General features: G+C 70.5%; 13 protein-coding genes and 1 pseudogene. 10 read left to right on the top strand and 4 right to left on the bottom strand.

The genetic code is table 11. The features are described from left to right. Nucleotides 1–8: 8 nt before the first annotated feature. From gspD to AB8810_RS19640, 3 genes and pseudogenes are all read left to right on the top strand, one after another. Nucleotides 9–2,297, top strand: a complete 2,289-nt coding sequence (gspD, locus tag AB8810_RS19650) for a type II secretion system secretin GspD (RefSeq protein WP_369914615.1) — start codon at nt 9–11, stop codon at nt 2,295–2,297. A gap of 6 nt (nt 2,298–2,303) precedes the next feature. Then, the gene (locus tag AB8810_RS19645) at nt 2,304–3,137 is read left to right on the top strand and encodes a glycosyltransferase (RefSeq protein ID WP_206256653.1); all 834 of its coding nucleotides are present in this window, start codon (nt 2,304–2,306) and stop codon (nt 3,135–3,137) included. Nucleotides 3,138–3,308: 171 nt separating this feature from the next. Then, nucleotides 3,309–3,485 (top strand): annotated as a pseudogene (locus AB8810_RS19640) (glycosyltransferase); the annotation flags it as partial. A gap of 268 nt (nt 3,486–3,753) precedes the next feature. Here AB8810_RS19640 and AB8810_RS19635 read toward each other — a convergent pair. The 4 genes from AB8810_RS19635 to AB8810_RS19620 form a co-directional block, all read right to left on the bottom strand. Beyond that, nucleotides 3,754–4,491: a UTRA domain-containing protein gene (locus AB8810_RS19635; RefSeq protein ID WP_191825455.1), complete on the bottom strand. Its 738-nt coding sequence runs from the start codon at nt 4,489–4,491 to the stop codon at nt 3,754–3,756. Nucleotides 4,492–4,839: 348 nt separating this feature from the next. Further along, complete coding sequence (pnuC, locus tag AB8810_RS19630; protein ID WP_369914613.1) at nt 4,840–5,421, bottom strand: nicotinamide riboside transporter PnuC; 582 nt, start codon at nt 5,419–5,421, stop codon at nt 4,840–4,842. A 209-nt stretch (nt 5,422–5,630) separates the two neighbouring features. Next, nucleotides 5,631–7,793 carry a TonB-dependent siderophore receptor gene (locus AB8810_RS19625; protein ID WP_369914612.1) on the bottom strand — a complete coding sequence of 721 codons (2,163 nt, stop codon included), beginning with the start codon at nt 7,791–7,793 and terminating at the stop codon, nt 5,631–5,633. Between the two features lie 153 nt (nt 7,794–7,946). Further along, nucleotides 7,947–9,095 carry a phosphotransferase enzyme family protein gene (locus AB8810_RS19620; protein WP_179568491.1) on the bottom strand — a complete coding sequence of 383 codons (1,149 nt, stop codon included), beginning with the start codon at nt 9,093–9,095 and terminating at the stop codon, nt 7,947–7,949. A 369-nt stretch (nt 9,096–9,464) separates the two neighbouring features. On the opposite strand from AB8810_RS19620, the gene AB8810_RS19615 reads away from it, so the two are divergent. The 7 genes from AB8810_RS19615 to bcsD all read left to right on the top strand — a co-directional run bounded on the left by AB8810_RS19615 (nt 9,465) and on the right by bcsD (nt 17,918). Beyond that, nucleotides 9,465–10,310 (top strand): glycosyltransferase family 2 protein, encoded by an 846-nt coding sequence (locus AB8810_RS19615; RefSeq protein WP_206230954.1) that lies wholly within the window; start codon nt 9,465–9,467, stop codon nt 10,308–10,310. 171 nt (nt 10,311–10,481) lie between these two features. Continuing rightward, nucleotides 10,482–11,450, top strand: a complete 969-nt coding sequence (locus AB8810_RS19610; protein WP_369914610.1) for a hypothetical protein — start codon at nt 10,482–10,484, stop codon at nt 11,448–11,450. A gap of 49 nt (nt 11,451–11,499) precedes the next feature. Continuing rightward, nucleotides 11,500–13,389: a glycosyltransferase family 2 protein gene (locus AB8810_RS19605; protein ID WP_369916688.1), complete on the top strand. Its 1,890-nt coding sequence runs from the start codon at nt 11,500–11,502 to the stop codon at nt 13,387–13,389. Then, nucleotides 13,337–14,851 carry a hypothetical protein gene (locus tag AB8810_RS19600; protein ID WP_369914609.1) on the top strand — a complete coding sequence of 505 codons (1,515 nt, stop codon included), beginning with the start codon at nt 13,337–13,339 and terminating at the stop codon, nt 14,849–14,851. The genes AB8810_RS19605 and AB8810_RS19600 overlap by 53 nt, the downstream gene beginning before the upstream one ends. Beyond that, nucleotides 14,833–15,822: a glycosidase-like protein gene (locus tag AB8810_RS19595; RefSeq protein ID WP_369914608.1), complete on the top strand. Its 990-nt coding sequence runs from the start codon at nt 14,833–14,835 to the stop codon at nt 15,820–15,822. Before AB8810_RS19600 ends, AB8810_RS19595 begins: the two co-directional genes overlap by 19 nt. Before the next feature lie 239 nt (nt 15,823–16,061). Next, the gene (gene pncB, locus AB8810_RS19590) at nt 16,062–17,243 is read left to right on the top strand and encodes a nicotinate phosphoribosyltransferase (RefSeq protein WP_369914607.1); all 1,182 of its coding nucleotides are present in this window, start codon (nt 16,062–16,064) and stop codon (nt 17,241–17,243) included. A gap of 216 nt (nt 17,244–17,459) precedes the next feature. Further along, nucleotides 17,460–17,918 carry a cellulose biosynthesis protein BcsD gene (gene bcsD / locus AB8810_RS19585; protein WP_179568481.1) on the top strand — a complete coding sequence of 153 codons (459 nt, stop codon included), beginning with the start codon at nt 17,460–17,462 and terminating at the stop codon, nt 17,916–17,918. The last annotated feature ends 24 nt before the right edge of the window (nt 17,919–17,942 follow it).

The following is a 17,942-nucleotide window of genomic DNA, read 5'->3' as shown; positions in this document are numbered from 1 at the left end:
GTGATCGCATGACGCCGCGCTTGTTTTCCCTGTTCCTCGCGATCGGCCTGGTGGCCGGCTGCGCCACCACGCCCTCGCCGGACGTCCGCCGCGGCGCCGCGATCAATCCCAACGTCGGCGCCGCCGGCAGCACCAGCACCACGACCGACGGAACCACGGGCACGGCCGATCCCAACGACGTGCCGGACCGCGTCGCCCCGGTGATCCGCCGCGGCAGCGGCAGCATGATCAATTCCAGCGCCGCCGCCGCGCCGGCGCCGTCGCTGGCCAACGCCAGCAGCGGCAGCGCCACCTTCAACTTCGAAGGCGAGTCGGTGCACGCGGTGGTCAAGGCGATCCTCGGCGACATGCTCGGGCAGAACTACGTGATCGCGCCGGGCGTGCAGGGCACCGTGACCCTGGCCACGCCCAAGCCGGTGTCGCCGGCGCAGGCGCTGAACCTGCTGGAGATGGTGCTGGGCTGGAACAACGCACGCATGGTCTACAGCGGCGGCCGCTACAACATCGTGCCCGCCGACCAGGCCCTGGCCGGCACGGTGGCGCCGAGCACCGCCTCGCCGGCCAGCGCGCGCGGCTTCGAGGTGCGCGTGGTGCCGCTGAAGTTCATTTCCGCCAGCGAGATGAAGAAGGTGCTGGAGCCGTACGCGCGGCCGAACGCGATCGTCGGCATCGACGGCTCGCGCAACGTCATCACCCTCGGCGGTACCCGTGCGGAACTGGAGAACTACCTGCGCACGGTGCAGATCTTCGACGTGGACTGGCTGTCGGGCATGTCGGTGGGCGTGTTCCCGATCCAGTCGGGCAAGGCCGAGCAGGTCGCCGCGGACCTGGAAAAGGTGTTCGGCGAGAACAGCAAGACGCCCAGTGCCGGCATGTTCCGCTTCATGCCGCTGGAGAACGCCAACGCGGTGCTGGTGATCACCCCGCAGGCGCGCTATCTGGACCAGATCCAGGAGTGGCTGGACCGGATCGACAGCGCCGGCGGCGGCAGCCGGCTGTTCTCCTACGAACTGAAATACATCAAGGCCAAGGACCTGGCCGACCGCCTGGCCGAAGTGTTCGGCGCCGGCGGCAACCGCAGCGATTCCAACGCCTCGCTGATGCCGGGCACGCAGCTGAGCCAGATGGGCGGTGGCGGCCTCAACGGCAGCAGCGACGGCAGCCTGGGCGGCAGCAGCAGCCTCAACGGCAGCAGCGACAGCCTGTCCTCGAGCAGCGGCGGTTCCTCGTCCGGCAGCAGCAGCGGCGGGCTGGGCAACGGCAGCCTGCAGCTGTCGCCGCGCACCTCCGGCAACGGCAGCGTGACCCTGGAAGTGCAGGGCGACAAGGTCGGCGTGTCGGCGGTGGAGGAGACCAACACCTTGCTGGTGCGTTCCACGCCGCAGTCGTGGCGCTCGATCCGCGACGTGGTCGAGAAGCTCGACGTGATGCCGATGCAGGTGCACATCGAGGCGCAGGTGGCCGAGGTCAGCCTGACCGGCCAATTGCAGTACGGCGTGAACTGGTACTTCGAGCAGGCGGTGAGCGCCGCCAGCGATGCAACCAACATCGGTATCGGAGGCGGCGCAGGTCTGCCCAGCGCCGCGGGACGCAGCATCTGGGGCGATATCGCCGGCAAGGTCACAAGCACCGGTCTCGGCTGGACCTTCCTCGGCAAGAACGCCGCGGCGGTGATCAGCGCGCTGGACAAGGTCACCAACCTCAAGCTGCTGCAGACCCCGTCGGTGTTCGTGCGCAACAACGCCGAGGCCACGCTCAACGTGGGCACGCGCATCCCGATCAACTCGACCTCGATCAACACCGGCATCGGCACCGACAGCACCTACTCGTCGGTGCAATACATCGATACCGGCGTGATCCTGAAGGTGCGTCCGCGGGTGACCAAGGACGGCATGGTGTTCCTGGACATCGTGCAGGAAGTCAGCACGCCCGGCGCGCGTCCGGCGGCGTGCACCTCGGGCACCTCCACCGTGGCCAACAGCGCGTCCTGCAACGTGGACATCAACACGCGTCGGGTCAAGACCGAGGCCGCGGTGCAGAGCGGCGACACCATCATGCTCGCCGGCCTGATCAACGACAGCACCAGCGACGGCAGCGCCGGCGTGCCGCTGCTGAGCAAGCTGCCGGTGGTCGGCGCGCTGTTCGGTCAGAAGACGCAGGACAAGACCCGCAACGAAGTGATCGTGCTGCTGACCCCGACCATCGTGCGCAACCCGCAGGAAGCGCGCAATCTCACCGACGAGTACGGGCAGAAGTTCAAGGTGATGCAGCCGTTGCCGGCCACGGGCAAGAAGTAAGCGCTGGTGACCCTGCCCATCGTGCTGCTGCCGGTCGGCGTCGACGACGCCGCGCTGGACGCATGCCTGGGCGCGCTGGAGGCGCATACCCCGGCCGGTACCCGGGTGTGGCTGGCCGACGACGCGCAGGCCGGGCCGCGCGGGCAGCGCGTGGTCGAGGCCTGGCTGGCGCATACCCGCCTGCAGGCGGACTACACCCGGCGTCCGCGCATGCTCGGCGAGGTCGCGCATCTGGACGAGATGCTGCGCGCTTGCGGCGCCGCCGACGTGGTGGTGCTGGCCGCGGACGCGCAGCCGCTGCCCGGCTGGCTGCAGCACCTGGGCGCGTGCCTGGCGCGCGATGCGGCCATCGCCAGCGCCACGCCGTGGAGCAATGCCGGCGAAGCCTGCGCCTGGCCGCGGCTGGGCGAGATCAATCCGCTGCCCGACGATGGCGAACGCCTGGCCCGCGCCTGCGCGGCGCTGCCGCCGGAGCATCCGGAACTGCCGTCGGCGGTGTGCCACGCGGTGGCGTTGCGCGGCGCGGCGCGGCAGCGCGCCGGCGGCCTGGACGCGAGCAGTTACGGTTCCTGGTACGCGGCGCTGATCGACCTGTCGCTGCGCATGGCCGGACTCGGCTGGCGCAACGTGCTGTGCGAGACCGCATATGTGGCGCGCAGCGGCGAAGGTCGCGCCGCCGACGGCGACATGGACGCGCTGGCCACGCGCTGGCCGGCCTGGCACGCGCGCCTGGCCGGCTTCCTGATGCACGATCCGCTGCGCGCGCGCCGCGAGGACCTGCAACGCCTGTACGCCGACCTGCCGCCGCCGGACCCGCAGCGCGCGCTGTTCGATGCCTAGCCTGCGACAATTGTAGGAGCGGCTTCAGCCGCGACAGATGGCCGGCAACTTGTCGCGGCTGAAGCCGCTCCTACAGGTGCATGTCCGCCAGGCTCCCGCCAACGCGCAGGCCGGCCTCACTCCGGTGGCGCCTGCACCTCAACCGTCACTTCCTACGTGGCGCGCAGCGGCGAAGGCCGCGCCGCCGACGGCGACATGGATGCGCTGGCCACGCGCTGGCCGGCCTGGCACGCGCGCCTGGCCGGCTTCCTGATGCACGATCCGCTGCGCGTGCGCCGCGAAGAGCTGCATCGCCTGTACGCCGAGCTGCCGCCGCCGGACCCGCAGCGCGCGTTGTTCGACATCTAGCGCGTTTTCGACGCGGGCATCTGCAATCGGCCAATCTGCGGAGTGTTGTCAGTCGGCGGAGTGTTGTGGGAGCGACTTCAGTCGCGACGGGCTCTACCGGTAAAGCCCATCGCGACTGAAGTCGCTCCCACAAGGTGCAAGAGGTCCGTAATGGTCGTTGGCTTGGGCACACCCGCCGCGCGCGGCTTGATCGGCGCATTCGCGATGCCATTGCCGGAGCGGGCGGACGCGACCGCAACCGCCCGCCACCGCCGGACGCGCGCCGGCCTCACTCAGGCGGGGCCTGCACGTCCACTGTCACTTCCAGCACGTCGTGGCGCCAGGACTCGATGTCGAATTCCACCGCGCGGCCGTCGGCGGCGTAGCTCACCCGCTGCAGCCGGAAGCACGGCGTGCCGGCGGTGGACTGCAGCAGCGCGGCCTGCTCGGCGACCAGCGTGGCCGGGTACATCGACAGCCGGCTGCGCGCCTGGCGCAACCCGAGCCGTTGTCCCAGCACCGCGCTGAGCGAGCCGGCCAGGTCGTGATCGAGCAGGGTCGGCGCCCATGCGGCGAGAATCGCATTGGTCTCCAGCAGCACCGCGCGGCGGCCGATCCAGCGCCGGCGCTGCAGCACGAATACCTCGGCCCCGGCATCGTCCAGTTCCAGGTGCCGCGCCAGCGTCGCGCCGGCCGGCTGGCGGCGCGCGCCGAGCAGTTCGGTACGCGGCGTGCCGCCTTGCGCGGCGACGTACTGCATGAAGCCGGCGATGCTGGTGGGATCGTGGCGCACGCGCGCTGCGCTGACGAACCAGCCGCGCCGGTTCTCGCGGTAGATGTAGCCTTCCGATTCCAGTTGCTGCAGCGCCTCGCGCAAGGTGATGCGGGTGCAGCCGAACAGCGCGGCCAGTTCGCGTTCCACCGGCAGGCGCTGGTCCGCGGCCCATTCGCCGCCGACGATGCGCGCGAGCAGTGCATCGACGATGCGCTGGCCGAAGCCGGCGGCGGGATTCAACGGCGTGGGCATGGGGTCTCCGTGGCGGTGCTGCACTGTTCTTGCCCATGGTCGCAGGCAACGATGCTGGTGGGAGCGGCTGCGGTCTCGACAGGCCTCGCTTGCAAAGCCCGTCGCGGCGAACGACCCGGGCCATCCGCAGCCGCTCCCACAACGCTCCGCTCACTGCAATGCCAGGATCGAGCGGCTCCAGCATAGCGATGCCGCGCGCGCTCGTGGCACTGCGGCGCGACCGGCATGCCGGGCTAGCGCGGGCTGACGTGCATCGTCTGCGCTTCTTGCGCGCCGGTCACGACGATCGTCCCGGCCTGCACGCCGACGCCGGCCTGCGTGGATCGCAGCGCATGCGGATGCGCCGGCTCATGGCGACGACTGCGCGGCGACGGCGCGCCGCAGGTCCGCCCGCCACAGCCGCAGGCCGTAGATCGCCAGCACCACGAAACCGGCGTACAGCGCCGCGGTGGGATACAGCCCCTTGTAGACGAAGACGCCGACGTAGACGCAGTCGAGCACGATCCACAGGCTCCAGTTGGCGATGTGCTTGCGCGCCGCCCAGAAGCTCGCGACCAGGCTGAAGGCGGACAGCGCGGCGTCCAGCCACGGCAGGGCGGCATCGGTGTGGCGGTGCATCAGCCAACCCAACAGCGCTGCACCGGCGGCACCGGCCAGCAGCGAGAGCACCGCTTCGCGCAGCGGCAACGGGCCGACCTGGACCTTGCCGTGCTCCAGCCGGCCCTGGCTCCAGCGCCACCAGCCGTAGCCCTGCAGGAACACGTAGACGCCCTGCAGCAGCATGTCCGAGTACAGCTTCCATTGGTAGAACAGCCATGCGTACAGCAGCACCGCGACGACGTTGACCGGCCAGCACCAGCGCACCCGACGTGCGGTCAGCCAGACGCCGAGCACGTTGATCAGCACGGCGAGAAGTTCGAGAGGGGACATTGTTGGAAGGCCGGGATTGGGGATTGGAGATTAGGGATTGGAGAGGTTCCGCGAGCGCGAAACAATGCGTTCGTTTGTGGGAGCGCTTCAACCGCGACGGGCTTTCCAGGAAGTCCTGTCGCGGCCAAGGCCGCTCTCAAGACAGTGACGCTCCGTGTCCTGCGCTTGGCTTTTACGAATCCCCAATCCCGAATCCCCACTCCCGGCCCTCAAAAATCGAACTGCAGCGCCAGCCGCGCCGTACGCGGCGCGCCCAGGAACAGATAGTCGTCGCCCATGTAGTCGCCGACGTCGCGCCAGTAGCGCTTGTCGGCGAGGTTGTCCACGCTCAGCCGCAGCGTGGTCGGCAGCGTGCCCAGCCGCGTCGCGTAGCGCGCGCCCAGGTTGTAGACGGTGTAGCCGCCGACGGCGACGCGGCCGCTGCGGTCGGCGTACTTGGCGCCGCTGTACTGCGCGCCGCCCAGCAGCGCCAGGCCGCTCGCCCCGGGCACGTCCCAACTGGCCTGGGCGCTGGCGCGCAGCCTGGGCACGTTCAAGGCCTGGTGGCCTTCGTAGGCCGGCGTGCCGGTGTCTTCGGCGCGCGCGCGGATGCCGGCGACGCTGGCCTGCAGGTGCAGCCGCTCGCCGATCGCGCCGTCGGCCGACAGTTCGATGCCGCGGTTGTGCAGGCGGCCCTGCTGCACATACAGGAAGCTGCCGTCGGCCTGCGGCTGCGCATACTGATAGGCCTGGCGGATGTCGAACACGGCCGCACCCAGCGCCAGGCCGTCGCGCTCGTATTTCAGGCCGGCTTCGGTCTGGTAGGCGCTGGTCGGGGCGAGGATCGCATCGGCGTTGCTGGCGAACCACGACGCGGTGCCGCCCGGCGCCAGGCCCTTGGCGAAGCTGGCGTACAGCGACAGCGTGTCCCGCGGCTTGAACAGCAGCGCCGCCTGCGGCAACAATTCCGAGCGGCGGGTGTGGCGGGTCAGCGCGCCGTCGCGATCCCAGGCGCGCTCGTCGTAGCGCACCTGGCGCGCGCCCAGCAGCAACTGCCAGGCCTCGCCGATGCCGATGCGGTCGCTGACCAGCAGCGACTGCTGGGTGCTGTCCAGGCGCCTGCGCTTGGCGCCGAGTTCGGCGTCGGCCTGGGCCAGCAGCGGCGGATCGGCGTCGATAGTGCCGCTGCCGATCCATTCGTTGATCGAGCCGTGCTGGTCGATGGTGCGCTGCAGGTAGTCCACGCCGATGTTGAGCTGGTGCTGCAGCGCGCCGGTGGCGAACGTGCCGGACACGGTCGCCTGCACCTGGTCGTTGCGGCGCGTGTCGTCGGGGCTGCGGTAGTCGTAGAGGTCGTAGTCGCCTTCGCGGCTGAAGTAGTTGGGGATCGCGTCGCTGGCGCAGCTGGCCGCGCCATAGCAGCCCCAGGCGAAGCTGGAATAGTCGTCGATCACCGCGCGGCTGTGCGCTGCCGCCAACTGCGCGCGCCAGGCGTCGTTGAAGCGGTAGTGATAGCGCAGTTGCGCGTTGAGCGAGTCGATGCCGACCGGCTTGGACCAGGGCTGGTAGGCCAGCAGCCGGTGCACCGACACGTCGCCGGGCACGCGCTCGCCGCCGAGCAGTTGATAGCCGGGCACCGAGCGCTGTTGCCGGTCCTGGTATTCCACGTCCAGCTGCAGCGCCGATTGCGGATCGATGTTCCAGTCCCCGGCCAGCGACAGGAAATTGCGGTGGCCGTCGGCATGCTCGACGTAGCTGCGGATGTCCTCGTGTGCGGCGTTGACGCGCAGCCCGAACTGGCGGTCGCGGCCGAACCAGTCGCCCAGGTCCAGCGCGGCGTAGCGGCCGCCGTCGTCGTCGGTGCCGAGCGTCAGCGTGCGCACCTGCTGCGGGCGCTTGGTCGTGTAGTCGATCACGCCGGCCGGTTCGGTGAGGCCGGACTGCAGCCCGGACAGGCCCTTGAGCACCTGCACCTGCTGCTTGTTTTCCAGCGCCACGTTCTGCTCGCCGGTGACGGTCAGGCCGTTGATGCGGTAGCTGTTGGCGGCGTTGAGCGAATAGCCGCGCACCACGAAGTTCTCGTAGTAGCCGATCGGCGCATAGCTGTCGCCGACCGAGGCGTCGGCGCGCAGCACCTCGCTGAGCACGCGCACCTGGCGGTCGTCCAGCTGCGTGCGGTCGATCACCCCGATCGAGGCGGGCGTGTCCAGCAGCGCGGCGTCGCCGTAGCCGCCCAGCGTGGAGCGGTTGCGCGGCTGCTCGCCCTGCACGTTGACCGCGTCCAGTTCGACCGGCGTCTGCGTGTCCGCATCGGCGGCGCGCGCCGGTGCGGCGGTGGCGGCCAGCGCCAAGGCCAGGGCGAGCGGCGCGAGTGCGGGGAAGGCGTGGGACATGGGAGAACCTCTAAGCGGGAGTCGGAACGGAAAGGACGGATGCCGCTGCGCGCGGGCAACGGCGGAGGCGTGGGCGGGCGCGCTGCCGGCCGCGCGGCGCGGCATGCGCGCGCACCGGGCGCGCCGGCGCGCGCGGCAGCGAACGCGAAACGCTCATCGCGCGGCGTCCGCGTGCCGCTGCAACTGCCGCAGCAGGCGCTGGCCTTCCTCGCCGCCGAACCAGTCGGCATGGCCGAGCAGGTAGCGGCGATAGGCGATCTCGGCGTTCGCGTCGGAGCCGGTGATGCCGGCGAAATAGTCGATCTCGGCGAGCGCGAAGTCGGCATGCGCGATCGGCAACAGCGCGGCCAGCAGGCGCAGCTGCGCCGCGTCCAGCGGCAGCAGCTGCGCGTAGCCGTGCAGCAGCGCGTCGAGCTGGTCGAGATCGGCGGGCGCGCGGCCGCCGATGTCCAGATCCAGCCACGGCACCAGGTTGCGTTCGATCGCGGTGGCCAGGTCGAACAGCGCGAAGTTGCGGTCGGCCAGGCCGAAATCGAACACCGCGCTGACCTCGCTCGCCGCGCCGTGGCCGCGCCACAGCAGGTTGGAGGCGTGCCAGTCGCCATGCGTCCACAGCGGCGGCGCTGGCGTTCGCAGCAGCGGCCAGGCGCGCGCGTGCCAGGGCAGCAGATGCCGGCGCAGGTCGCCGCGCCAGTCGCGCCGCTGCAGCCAGGCGGCCAGCGCCGGCCGCGCGCGCAGGTCCTGCTGCAGCGCCTGCAGCGGATCGGCGCCGCCGAACAGGCGCAGGTTGGCGACCAACTGGGTGGTGCTGCGCGGTGGCGCCGTGTAGCCGGCCGCGGCCTGGTGCAGCAGCGCGAGTGCGCGTCCGGCGGCCTGCGCATGGGCGGTGTCGGCGAACGGCCGCCACGACGCCGTGTCGCGGTACAGGTCTTCGCCCGCGGCGGCGCGCTGCACTTCGTAGGTCCAGTCGCCGAGCGCGATCGCGCTGGTGCCGTCGGGCGCGCGCAGCAGTCCCGGCACCGGCATGCCGCGTGCGCGCAGGTGCTCGATGAAACGGTGCTCCTCGTCCAGCGTGCGCGCATCGCGCACGCTGCGGTGATGGCGCTTGACGAACAGCGTGCCCACGGAAGTCTCGACCTCGGCCGCGGCGGAGAACGGGCGCGGGCTGTGCCAGCGCACGGCGCGGACCGCGTCGGGCAGGCCCATGTGCCGCAACAGCGCGTCCACCTCGTCGCTGCGCAGGGGCGGCCAGTCCGCCGCAGCCGGGGCCAGGCTCATGCCGTGGATCTGGTGCGCGCTCATCGGGCCTGTCCCGGCGGCGGGAACGCAGGCGTAGCGTCGCAATGGCGCGGCGCTTCGCGCCTTTCGGGCGTTGGTCTAGACCAGTGATGCGGAGGTTTGCGGCTGCGGCCGACGGCGACATCGGTCGAAAAGCGGCGACGCTGCCGGGCCATCGGCATGCACGGCCGCCAGCGAACTGGGCGGCCGATGCGTCTCGATCCTGGCGGCAGCGCGCGGTAGTGGGCGCTAGCCGTCATCTACACCGCGCAAGGCATGGAACCGGAGATTCTACCGCGTCGGCGCGGCGCCCACGCCGCAGAATCGCCGCGCGCGAACGCCGGCCAGGTGCGACGCCTTCTGCGCGCGCGGCTTTGCCCGGATAATCGGCGCATGAGCGAACAGCAGATGGCCGTGGTGGTGGTGACCTACGAAAGCGGCAGCACCATCGACGCCTGTCTGCAGCGGCTGCGCGCGGCCGCGGACGTCGCCCAGATCCGCGTGGTCGACAACGCCTCGCGCGACGACACCCTGGCGATCGTGCAGCGCCACGCGCTGGAGGATCGGCGCGTGCGCTTCATCGCCAACCCCGACAATCCCGGGTTCGCCAGCGCCTGCAACCAGGGCGCGGCGGCCAGCGATGCGCCGTGGCTGGCGTTCGTCAATCCGGACCTGATGGTGGAGGCCGACACGCTGGCGCTGCTGCGCGCGCAGGTCGCCGCGCTCGGCGACGCGCTGCTCGGGGTCGAGCAGGTCGACGAGCACGGCCGCGCCGACGCCGCGGTGCGCCGCCGCGATCCGGACTTCGCGGCAATGCTGCGGCATCCGCTGGCCGGTTCGCGGTTGGCGCTGGCGGCCGATCCGGCGCAGCCGTTGCAGCGCGTGGACGCGATCTCCGGCGCGCTGATGCTGCTGCCGCGCGCGCTGTTCGACCGCATCGGCGGCTGGGACGCCGGCTACCGCCTGCATGCCGAGGACCTGGACCTGTGCCGCCGCGCGCGCCAGGCCGGGGCCACCGTGGCGGTGTGCAACCGCCTGCGCGTGCTGCACGTGCGCGGCGTTTCCAGCCGCAAGCGGCCCTGGTTCGTGGAATGGCACAAGCACCGCGGGCTGTGGCGCTATTTCCGCAAGTTCGAGGCGCCGGCGCGCACCGCGCCGGTGCGTGCGGCGGTGTGGGCGGTGATCTGGCTGCACGCCTGGGTGACCTTCGCCAGGCTGTGTTGGCGCCGACCTGGCTGAACGCAGCACCAGGCTGGTGCGTGCGCTAGCGCAGGCTGTATGCGTGATGAGCAATTCATTTATCGCGTGATTTGAATCACACAGGAAAGGTGCTACGTTCCTGTCGCGATTCCGCTACGGAATCGTTTCCTGCTCCCTGTTCCAGGGGCCCCCCTCCAGGAAACAATTGCGATGAACCAGTCGTACGGCGAGCGCCCGCGCTCGTGGTCGCGCGTATGCGCGACTCCCTCTTCCGTGGCCGGCGATGGCCGCGCCCGGCACCGACCTGACCGGCGCGCACGCAGGCTGTCGACGCTGGCGCTGGGCCTGGCCGCACTGGCGACCGGACCGTGTTCCGCCGGGGCCTGGGTGCAGGACGACGGCGCCGCGCTGGCGATCCTCAAGGCCAGCCATAGCGACGGCGGCGCGGTCTACAACAGCCACGGCCAGGACCAGAATTTCCCCGATGCCGGGCGCAGCCGCCAGGACCAGCTGAATCTCTACGCCGAGTATGGGCTGAGCGCGGACCTTACCTTGGTCGGCAACTTCTATTTCAGCAAGGTCGGCTATCGCAACGACAGCGGCTACGGCAACCAGCACACCACCGGCTGGGCCGACCAGGAAATCGGCCTGCGCTACCGCCTGGATCCGGACGGCCGCGACGGACCGTGGCAGGGCGCGCTGCAGGTGCTGGCGCTGATCCCCGGCTATAGCCGCCAGGGCGCCGACGATCGCGACCATCCGGCGCTGGGGCAGGGCGACTACGGCGCCGAATTGCGCTACAGCGTCGGCCGCGGCTATCGGGCCGGCAACCACGACGGCTACGTGGACCTCGGCGCGGCGGTGCGCCTGCGCGGCGGCGACTCCGCCGACGAGGCGCGCCTGGACATCAGCAGCGGCCTGGCGCTGGCGCCGCGCTGGATGCTGATCGGCGAACTCAACGTGATCCAGGGCCTGGGCAACGGCAACGGCCCCAATCCGGTCTACGCGCCCGGCACCCCGATCCGCGGCAACAACTACGACCTGACCAAGCTGCAGGCCTCGCTGCTGCACACGTTGCCCGGCGGCACCCAGGTGCAGCTCGGCTACCAGCAGCCGGTGGCCGGGCGCAACACCGGCGGCGCGGGTGGCCCGTTCGTCGCCGCCTGGTGGCGGTTCTGACGTGGCCGCGGTGAACCATCCGGCGACGAGCCGCACCGCCGACGACGCGATCGGCCCGCTCGGCAGCGTGCCCGAGCCGCGCGGCTGGCAGACCCCGATCGGCACCGCGCTGGTCGAAGCCGGGGTCATCGATGCGGCGCAGCTGCAGGACGCGCTGGCGTTGCAGGCGCGTTGGCGTTCGCGCCTGGGCGACGTGGTGCTGGCCCAGCGCGGGGTCACCGCGCTGCGCTTCTACACGGTGCTGTCGGCGCATTTCGGACTGAACTTCGTCAACCTGCTGCAGCAGCCGATCGACTCCGCCCTGTTCGAGCCGGAGCGCCTGGCCGACTACGCGCAACGCCTGGTGCTGCCGTGGCGGATGGAAGAGGGCCGGCTGATGCTGGCGGTGGCCGATCCCGGCCCGGAGACCTTCGCCTGGGCGCGCAGCCAGTACGGCGCGGACGTGCGCTTCGTCGGTACCTCCAAGTTCGATGTGGTCTGGGGCCTGCAGCAGCAGGCCGATGCGCAGCTCACCCACGATGCGCTGAACCTGCTCGCCGAGCACGCGCCGGAGCATTCGGCCAAGCAGGTGGTGACCCGCAAGCAGGTGGTGTCGCTGTGCACGGTGGCGGCGCTGTTGCTGCTGGCGCTGGCGATCTGGCCGGTGCCGAGCCTGATCGCGATCAACAGCGTGGTCGGGATCGCCTTCGTGGCCACGTTCGCGCTGAAGTTCGCGCTGGCCTGGCTGGGCGCGCGGCGCCGCATCGAGATCAAGGTCACCGACGCGGAAGTGGCCGCGCTCAGCGACGAGGACCTGCCGGTGTATACGGTGCTGGTGCCGATGTACAAGGAGCCGGACGTGTTGCCGATCCTGGCCAACGCGCTGCGCCGGCTCGACTACCCGACCTCCAAGCTGGACGTGAAGCTGGTGCTGGAGGCCGACGACACCGAGACCATCGAGGCGGCCAAGGCGCTGGGCCTGGAGGCGTTCTTCGAGATCATCCGGGTGCCGCCGTCGCAGCCCAAGACCAAGCCGAAGGCGTGCAACTACGCGCTGCAGTTCGCGCGCGGGCAGATGCTCACCATCTACGACGCCGAGGACAAGCCGGAGCCGGACCAGCTCAAGCGCGCGGTCGCCGCGTTCCGCAAGTCGCCAGCCGACGTGGCCTGCATCCAGGCGCGGCTGAACTACTACAACGCCGACGAGAACTGGCTCACGCGCATGTTCACGCTGGAATACACGCTGTGGTTCGACTTCTACCTGCCGGCGCTGGAAACCCTGCGCATCCCGATCCCGCTGGGCGGCACCTCCAACCACTTCCGCCTGGACATCCTGCGCAAGGTGCGCGCCTGGGACCCGTACAACGTCACCGAGGACGCCGACCTGGGCGTGCGCCTGACCCAGCAGGGCTACCGGGTCAGCGTGGTCAACTCGACCACGTTCGAGGAAGCCAACGTCAGCATTCCCAACTGGATCCGGCAGCGTTCGCGCTGGCTCAAGGGCTACATGCAGACCTGGCTGGTGCACATGCGCGATCCGGTGCAGCTGTACCGCTCGGTCGGCTTCCGCGGCTTCTGGGGCTTCCAGTTCTTCGTCGGCGGCACCTTCTTCACCGCGCTGATCGCCCCGCCGATGTGGCTGATCTACGGGATCTGGGCGCTGACCGACACGCATGCGTTCAATCCGTTCTTCCCGCCCGCGCTGCTGTACCTGAGCCTGCTCAACCTGCTGCTGGGCAACGGCTTCCTGATCTACATGACCTTGCTGGCGGCGTTCAAGCGCGACTACTTCCGGCTGGCGCCGTACGCGCTGACCGTGCCGCTGTACTGGCTGCTGCAATCGGTCGCCGCCTACAAGGGCCTGTGGCAGCTCATCCACAATCCGTTCTACTGGGAAAAGACCACCCATGGCATCAGCAAGCACATGGCCGAAGAGCGCCGCGCCGCACTCGACGACTGAGACGCCGCGGCGCCCGCGCGGCGTCGCGGTGTTCGTGGTCACCGCCGCGCTGCTGGCGCTGTTGTGCCAGCGCTTGCTGGCGCACGGCTACATGAGCGACGACGCGATGGCGCAGTACGCCAAGCTGCTGCTGTTGCGCGACGCGGCCGGTTTCCGCACCGAATACCTGGGCTTCCTGTACGCGCAGGCCTCGCTGTACCTGGGCCTGGTGATCGGCGGCGTGCCGGGGCTGTCCACGCCGTTGCTGCCGTACCTGGCCGACGTGCTGGCCGGCGCGGCGATGGTGACCCTGCTGTGGCGCGACCTCGCCGCGGGCCTGGGCCGCGCCTGGGCCTGGGGCCTGTGCGCGGCGCTGGTGCTGCAGCCGTTCTTCCTGTGGCCGACGCTGTCGGGCAACAACCAGGGCCTGGGCCTGCTGGTGTTCTACCTGACCTGCCGCGCGCTGCGCCATTTCCGCGACGATCCGGAAGCCTTCGCCTACCTGCGCCTGGCGCTGGGCCTGTGCCTGCTGTTCTTCGTCGACGAACGCGCCTGCTTCCTGGCCGTGGCGATGGCGCCGTGGCTGGGCGTGATCGCGCCGCAGGACATGCTGCGGCGCGCGCCGCTGTCGTTCTACCTGGTGTGCTACCTGCCGTTCCTGTTCGCGGTCGCGACCTGGATGTACCTCAACTATCTGTTCTTCGGCGATGCGCTGCTGTTCGTGCGCGACCAGCATTCGGCGTTCCGCGGCAGCTACGCGCAGGCCGCGCTGCAGCCGTGGCTGCAGCAGGCCATGGCGCGGCCGTGGTGGCCGCCGCTGTACCTGGCGCTGGCCGGCCTGGTCACCACGCCGCTGCTGTTGCTGGTGCGGCGCACGCGCCTGAGCAACACCTGGCGCTGGGTACTGGTGGCGACGGTCACCGTGATCGGCGCCGGCACGCTGGCGGCATGGGCGCGCTTCAGCGCGCAGCCGCTGGATTTCCTGGCGCTGATGGTGGTGCCGGCGGCGCTGGTGCTGGGCGACCTGCGCCGCGAGTTGCGCTGGCCGGCGTTGGCGCTGCTGCTGCTGGGCGCCGTCGCCAGCGGCTGGGTCATCGCGCAGACCGCCGCGTCGACCACCCGCGACTGGGCGACGGCCCTGCGCGCGCCGGTGCCGCCGCGGCACCCGGACGAAGCCCGGCTGGGCGCCTGGCTGGCCGAGGCGCGGCTGCCGACCCTGCTTGACGATCGCGCCGGCTACGCGGTGATCGTGGCGCGCGGCGATGCGCAAGGCCTGATCCTGCCGTTCGATCCGCGCTTCAAGCGCGCGCTGGACGACCCGCGGCAGATGCCGGCGCAGGTGGTGGTGGCCGACCCGGCGAGCCAGGCCGGGGTCCTGGACAGCGTCAACCGGCGCCTGCCGCAGCTGTGGCAGCAGGGCCTGCCGGGCTACAGTCTGGTCTACCGACAAGGGTCCTACCGGGTATGGCGTCGATCGCCGTGAGGTGGCTGCTGGGCATGCTGTTCGCGACGAGCGTGTGCGGCTGCGGCGCGGCCACGCCCGCGGCAGCGCCGTGGATGGGCGCCAACGTCAAGGTATCGGCGCAGGCGCCGTGGGGCAGCGACGCGGCGCAGCGCTCGCTGCAGCAGTTGGCCGATGCCGGCGCCGAGCGCGCGCTGCTGGTCGCCTTCGTCTGGCAGGCCACGCCGCAGTCCGACGATCCGGTGCTGGGCAGCGACAGCACTCCCGAACAGGTGCGCGCCGGGCTGCGGCAGATGCGCGCGGCCGGCCTGCAGCCGGTGCTGAAGGTGCATCTGTGGATCCCCGGCCATTGGGCCGGCGACGCCGCGCCGGCCGATCGCGCGGCCTGGTTCGGCGCCTACCGGCGCGCGCTGCTGCAGCTGGCGCAGGTCGCCGCCGACGAGCGGGCCGAGGCCTTGATCGTCGGCACCGAATTGCGCGGCCTGCAGGACGCGCCGCAATGGCCCGAGCTGGTCGCGGCGGTGCGCCAGGTCTACCGCGGTCCGCTCGGCTATGTGGCCGACGGCCTGGAGCAGGCCGAGCGGTTCGGCTACTGGGAGCGCTTCGATTTCGTCGGTACCAGCCTGTATCCGGCGTTGTCGGCGGTGCCGGCGCAGCGCTTGACGCAGATGCGCGCGGCGGCCGCGCGGGTGCAGGCGCTGGGCACGCGCAGCGGACGCCCGGTGTGGGTGGCGGAACTGGGGCTGCGCTCGGCGCGCGGCAGCCTGGCCGCACCCTGGGAGAGTCCCGAGCAACGCCGCGCCGCGGTGGACACCGCCTTGCAGGCGCAGGTGCTGCTTGACTGGCGCCGGGTGTTGGGCGAGCAACGCATCGCCGGCATCGCGCTGTGGTGCTGGTACACCGATCCGGACGCCGGCGGCGCGCACGACAGCGATTTCACCGTGCAGCACAAGCCGGCGCAGGCGGTGCTGGCGCGCAGCGCTGCGCACTGACGCTTCCTGTAGGAGCGGCTTCAGCCGCGACCGAGACTTGCCGGTAACGCCCGGTCGCGGCTGAAGCCGCTCCTACAGGGGCTAGCGGCGTGCTGGCTGGGTTCACTGTGGGAGGGGCTTGAGCCCCGACAGTTTCCGAAGCGGGTGGGGTTCCCTGCTTCGTTCGTCGCGGCTGAAGCCGCTCCTGCAAGGGAAGGGAAAGGCGGGAGCCGGCAACACGCTGGGCGCATAATTGCGCGATGATCATCGATTCGTTGCTCGACACCGACCTCTACAAGTTCACGATGATGCAGGCGGTGCTGCATCAGCATCCCGGCGCGCAGGTGGAGTACCGCTTCAAGTGCCGCACGCCGGGCATCGACCTGGCGCAGTTCATCGGGCAGATCTCCGACGAGATCGACGCGCTGTGCGCGCTGCGCTTTCGCGCCGAGGAGCTGGACTACCTGCGCGGCCTGCGCTTCATCAAACCGGACTTCGCCGATTTCCTCGGGCTGTTCCATCTGGACCGCAAGTACCTGCAGCTGCAGGCCTCGGCCACGGTGCCGGGCGAGATCGAGCTCAGCATCCGCGGGCCGTGGCTGCACACCATCCTGTTCGAAGTGCCGCTGCTGGCGATCGTCAACGAGGTCTGGTTCCGCAACACCGGCGGCGACCACCACGACGAGGGCCTGCGCCGGCTGCGGGCCAAGATCGCGCTGTTGCGCGACAGCAGCGGCTACGGCGGCTGCGCGATCGCCGACTACGGCACCCGCCGCCGCTATTCGCGGGCCTGGCACGGCGAGCTGTTGCCGGTGCTGCAGCAGACCCTGGGCGCGCAGTTCGTCGGCACCAGCAACGTGAATTTCGCGCATCGCTACGGGCTGACCCCGCTGGGCACGATGGCCCACGAATACCTGCAGGCGTTCCAGGCGCTGGGTCCGCGGCTGCGCGATTCGCAGGCCGCGGCGCTGGAATCGTGGGCGCGCGAATACCGCGGCGACCTCGGCATCGCCCTGTCCGACGTGGTCGGGCTGGACGCCTTCCTGCGCGATTTCGACGCGTACTTCTGCAAGCTGTTCGACGGCATGCGCCACGATTCCGGCGACCCGTTCGAGTGGGGCGAGCGCGTGCTGGCGCATCTGCAGCGGCACCGGGTGGACCCGCGCGGCAAGGTCCTGGTGTTCAGCGACGGCCTGGACATCGACAAGGTGATGCGGCTGTACGCGCATTTCCACGGTCGCTGCATGCTCGCCTTCGGCGTCGGCACCAACCTCACCAACGACCTGGGGCCGACCCCGCTGCAGATCGTGATCAAGATGGTCCGCTGCAACGGCCAGCCGGTGGCCAAGCTCAGCGACTCGCCGGGCAAGAACCTGTGCGACGACCCGGCATATCTGGCCTATCTGCGTCAGGTCTTTGACGTGGCGGCCGATCACCCATAGTGGGACGTGTGCCTGCCTGCCTCGGGACGGTTGCGACGAAAATGGCGGGAGATTGGGCTGGGAGGGACTTTGCTGTGGCGCAGCAGTGGGCTACCATTGGCGGTGAAAGTGAGAACTGTGTCGCATTAGTGGCAATGTTCGCCATATTGGCATCGCGCTTGCTGGATACCCTTGCGAGGCACTCGCCGTGCCATTTTTCCATCAGAGGCAGCACCGATGAGCTCTCCCGAGCTGCAGACGCATTTCCGCACCCAGGCCTGTTCGCGGCAGTGGCGCGGTTTCCTGCGCGCGTTGGCCCAGGAGTTCGCGGCGGAGCTGTCGACGGAGGACCTGGCGCTGCTGATGGCGCGGATCGGGCGCCGTTTCGCCGGCGAGCATCCGATCGGGGCCTGCGCGACGCTGGACGAGGTGCAGGCCGGGGTCAACCGGGTCTGGGAGGGGATGGAGTGGGGCTATGCGCGCTTCGAGGAGCAGGCCGACCGGGTCGACCTGGCCCACGTCGGCTCGCCGTTGCAGATCGCCCTGGCCGGGGAGACGGCCGGGGCGGATGGATTCCTGGAAGGGGTGTACCACGCCTGGTTCGAGCAGGCCGGCATGTTGGCGGGTCTGGGGATCCGCGCGGTGCCGGCCGTCGAGGAGGATGTCCGTCGTTTCGTGCTGTGCCGGGTCGCCTGAGCGGGCCATCCGATTCCACCGGCT

Origin of the sequence: Xanthomonas sp. NCPPB 3005, assembly GCF_041228095.2 — a bacterium.
GTDB lineage: Bacteria > Pseudomonadota > Gammaproteobacteria > Xanthomonadales > Xanthomonadaceae > Xanthomonas_A > Xanthomonas_A bonasiae.
Note: the sequence above shows the minus strand (reverse complement) of the source record. Positions and strands in the feature narration are given on the sequence as shown.

Excerpts from the sequence above, each read along its gene's own strand:
- AB8810_RS19610 (WP_369914610.1), top strand. The coding sequence starts at position 10,482 with ATGAACCAGTCGTACGGCGAGCGCCCGCGCTCGTGGTCGCGCGTATGC.
- pnuC (WP_369914613.1), bottom strand. The coding sequence starts at position 5,421 with ATGTCCCCTCTCGAACTTCTCGCCGTGCTGATCAACGTGCTCGGCGTC.
- AB8810_RS19615 (WP_206230954.1), top strand. The coding sequence starts at position 9,465 with ATGAGCGAACAGCAGATGGCCGTGGTGGTGGTGACCTACGAAAGCGGC.
- AB8810_RS19635 (WP_191825455.1), bottom strand. The coding sequence starts at position 4,491 with ATGCCCACGCCGTTGAATCCCGCCGCCGGCTTCGGCCAGCGCATCGTC.
- AB8810_RS19620 (WP_179568491.1), bottom strand. The coding sequence starts at position 9,095 with ATGAGCGCGCACCAGATCCACGGCATGAGCCTGGCCCCGGCTGCGGCG.
- AB8810_RS19595 (WP_369914608.1), top strand. The coding sequence starts at position 14,833 with ATGGCGTCGATCGCCGTGAGGTGGCTGCTGGGCATGCTGTTCGCGACG.
- AB8810_RS19625 (WP_369914612.1), bottom strand. The coding sequence starts at position 7,793 with ATGTCCCACGCCTTCCCCGCACTCGCGCCGCTCGCCCTGGCCTTGGCG.
- gspD (WP_369914615.1), top strand. The coding sequence starts at position 9 with ATGACGCCGCGCTTGTTTTCCCTGTTCCTCGCGATCGGCCTGGTGGCC.
- AB8810_RS19600 (WP_369914609.1), top strand. The coding sequence starts at position 13,337 with ATGGCATCAGCAAGCACATGGCCGAAGAGCGCCGCGCCGCACTCGACG.
- bcsD (WP_179568481.1), top strand. The coding sequence starts at position 17,460 with ATGAGCTCTCCCGAGCTGCAGACGCATTTCCGCACCCAGGCCTGTTCG.
- pncB (WP_369914607.1), top strand. The coding sequence starts at position 16,062 with ATGATCATCGATTCGTTGCTCGACACCGACCTCTACAAGTTCACGATG.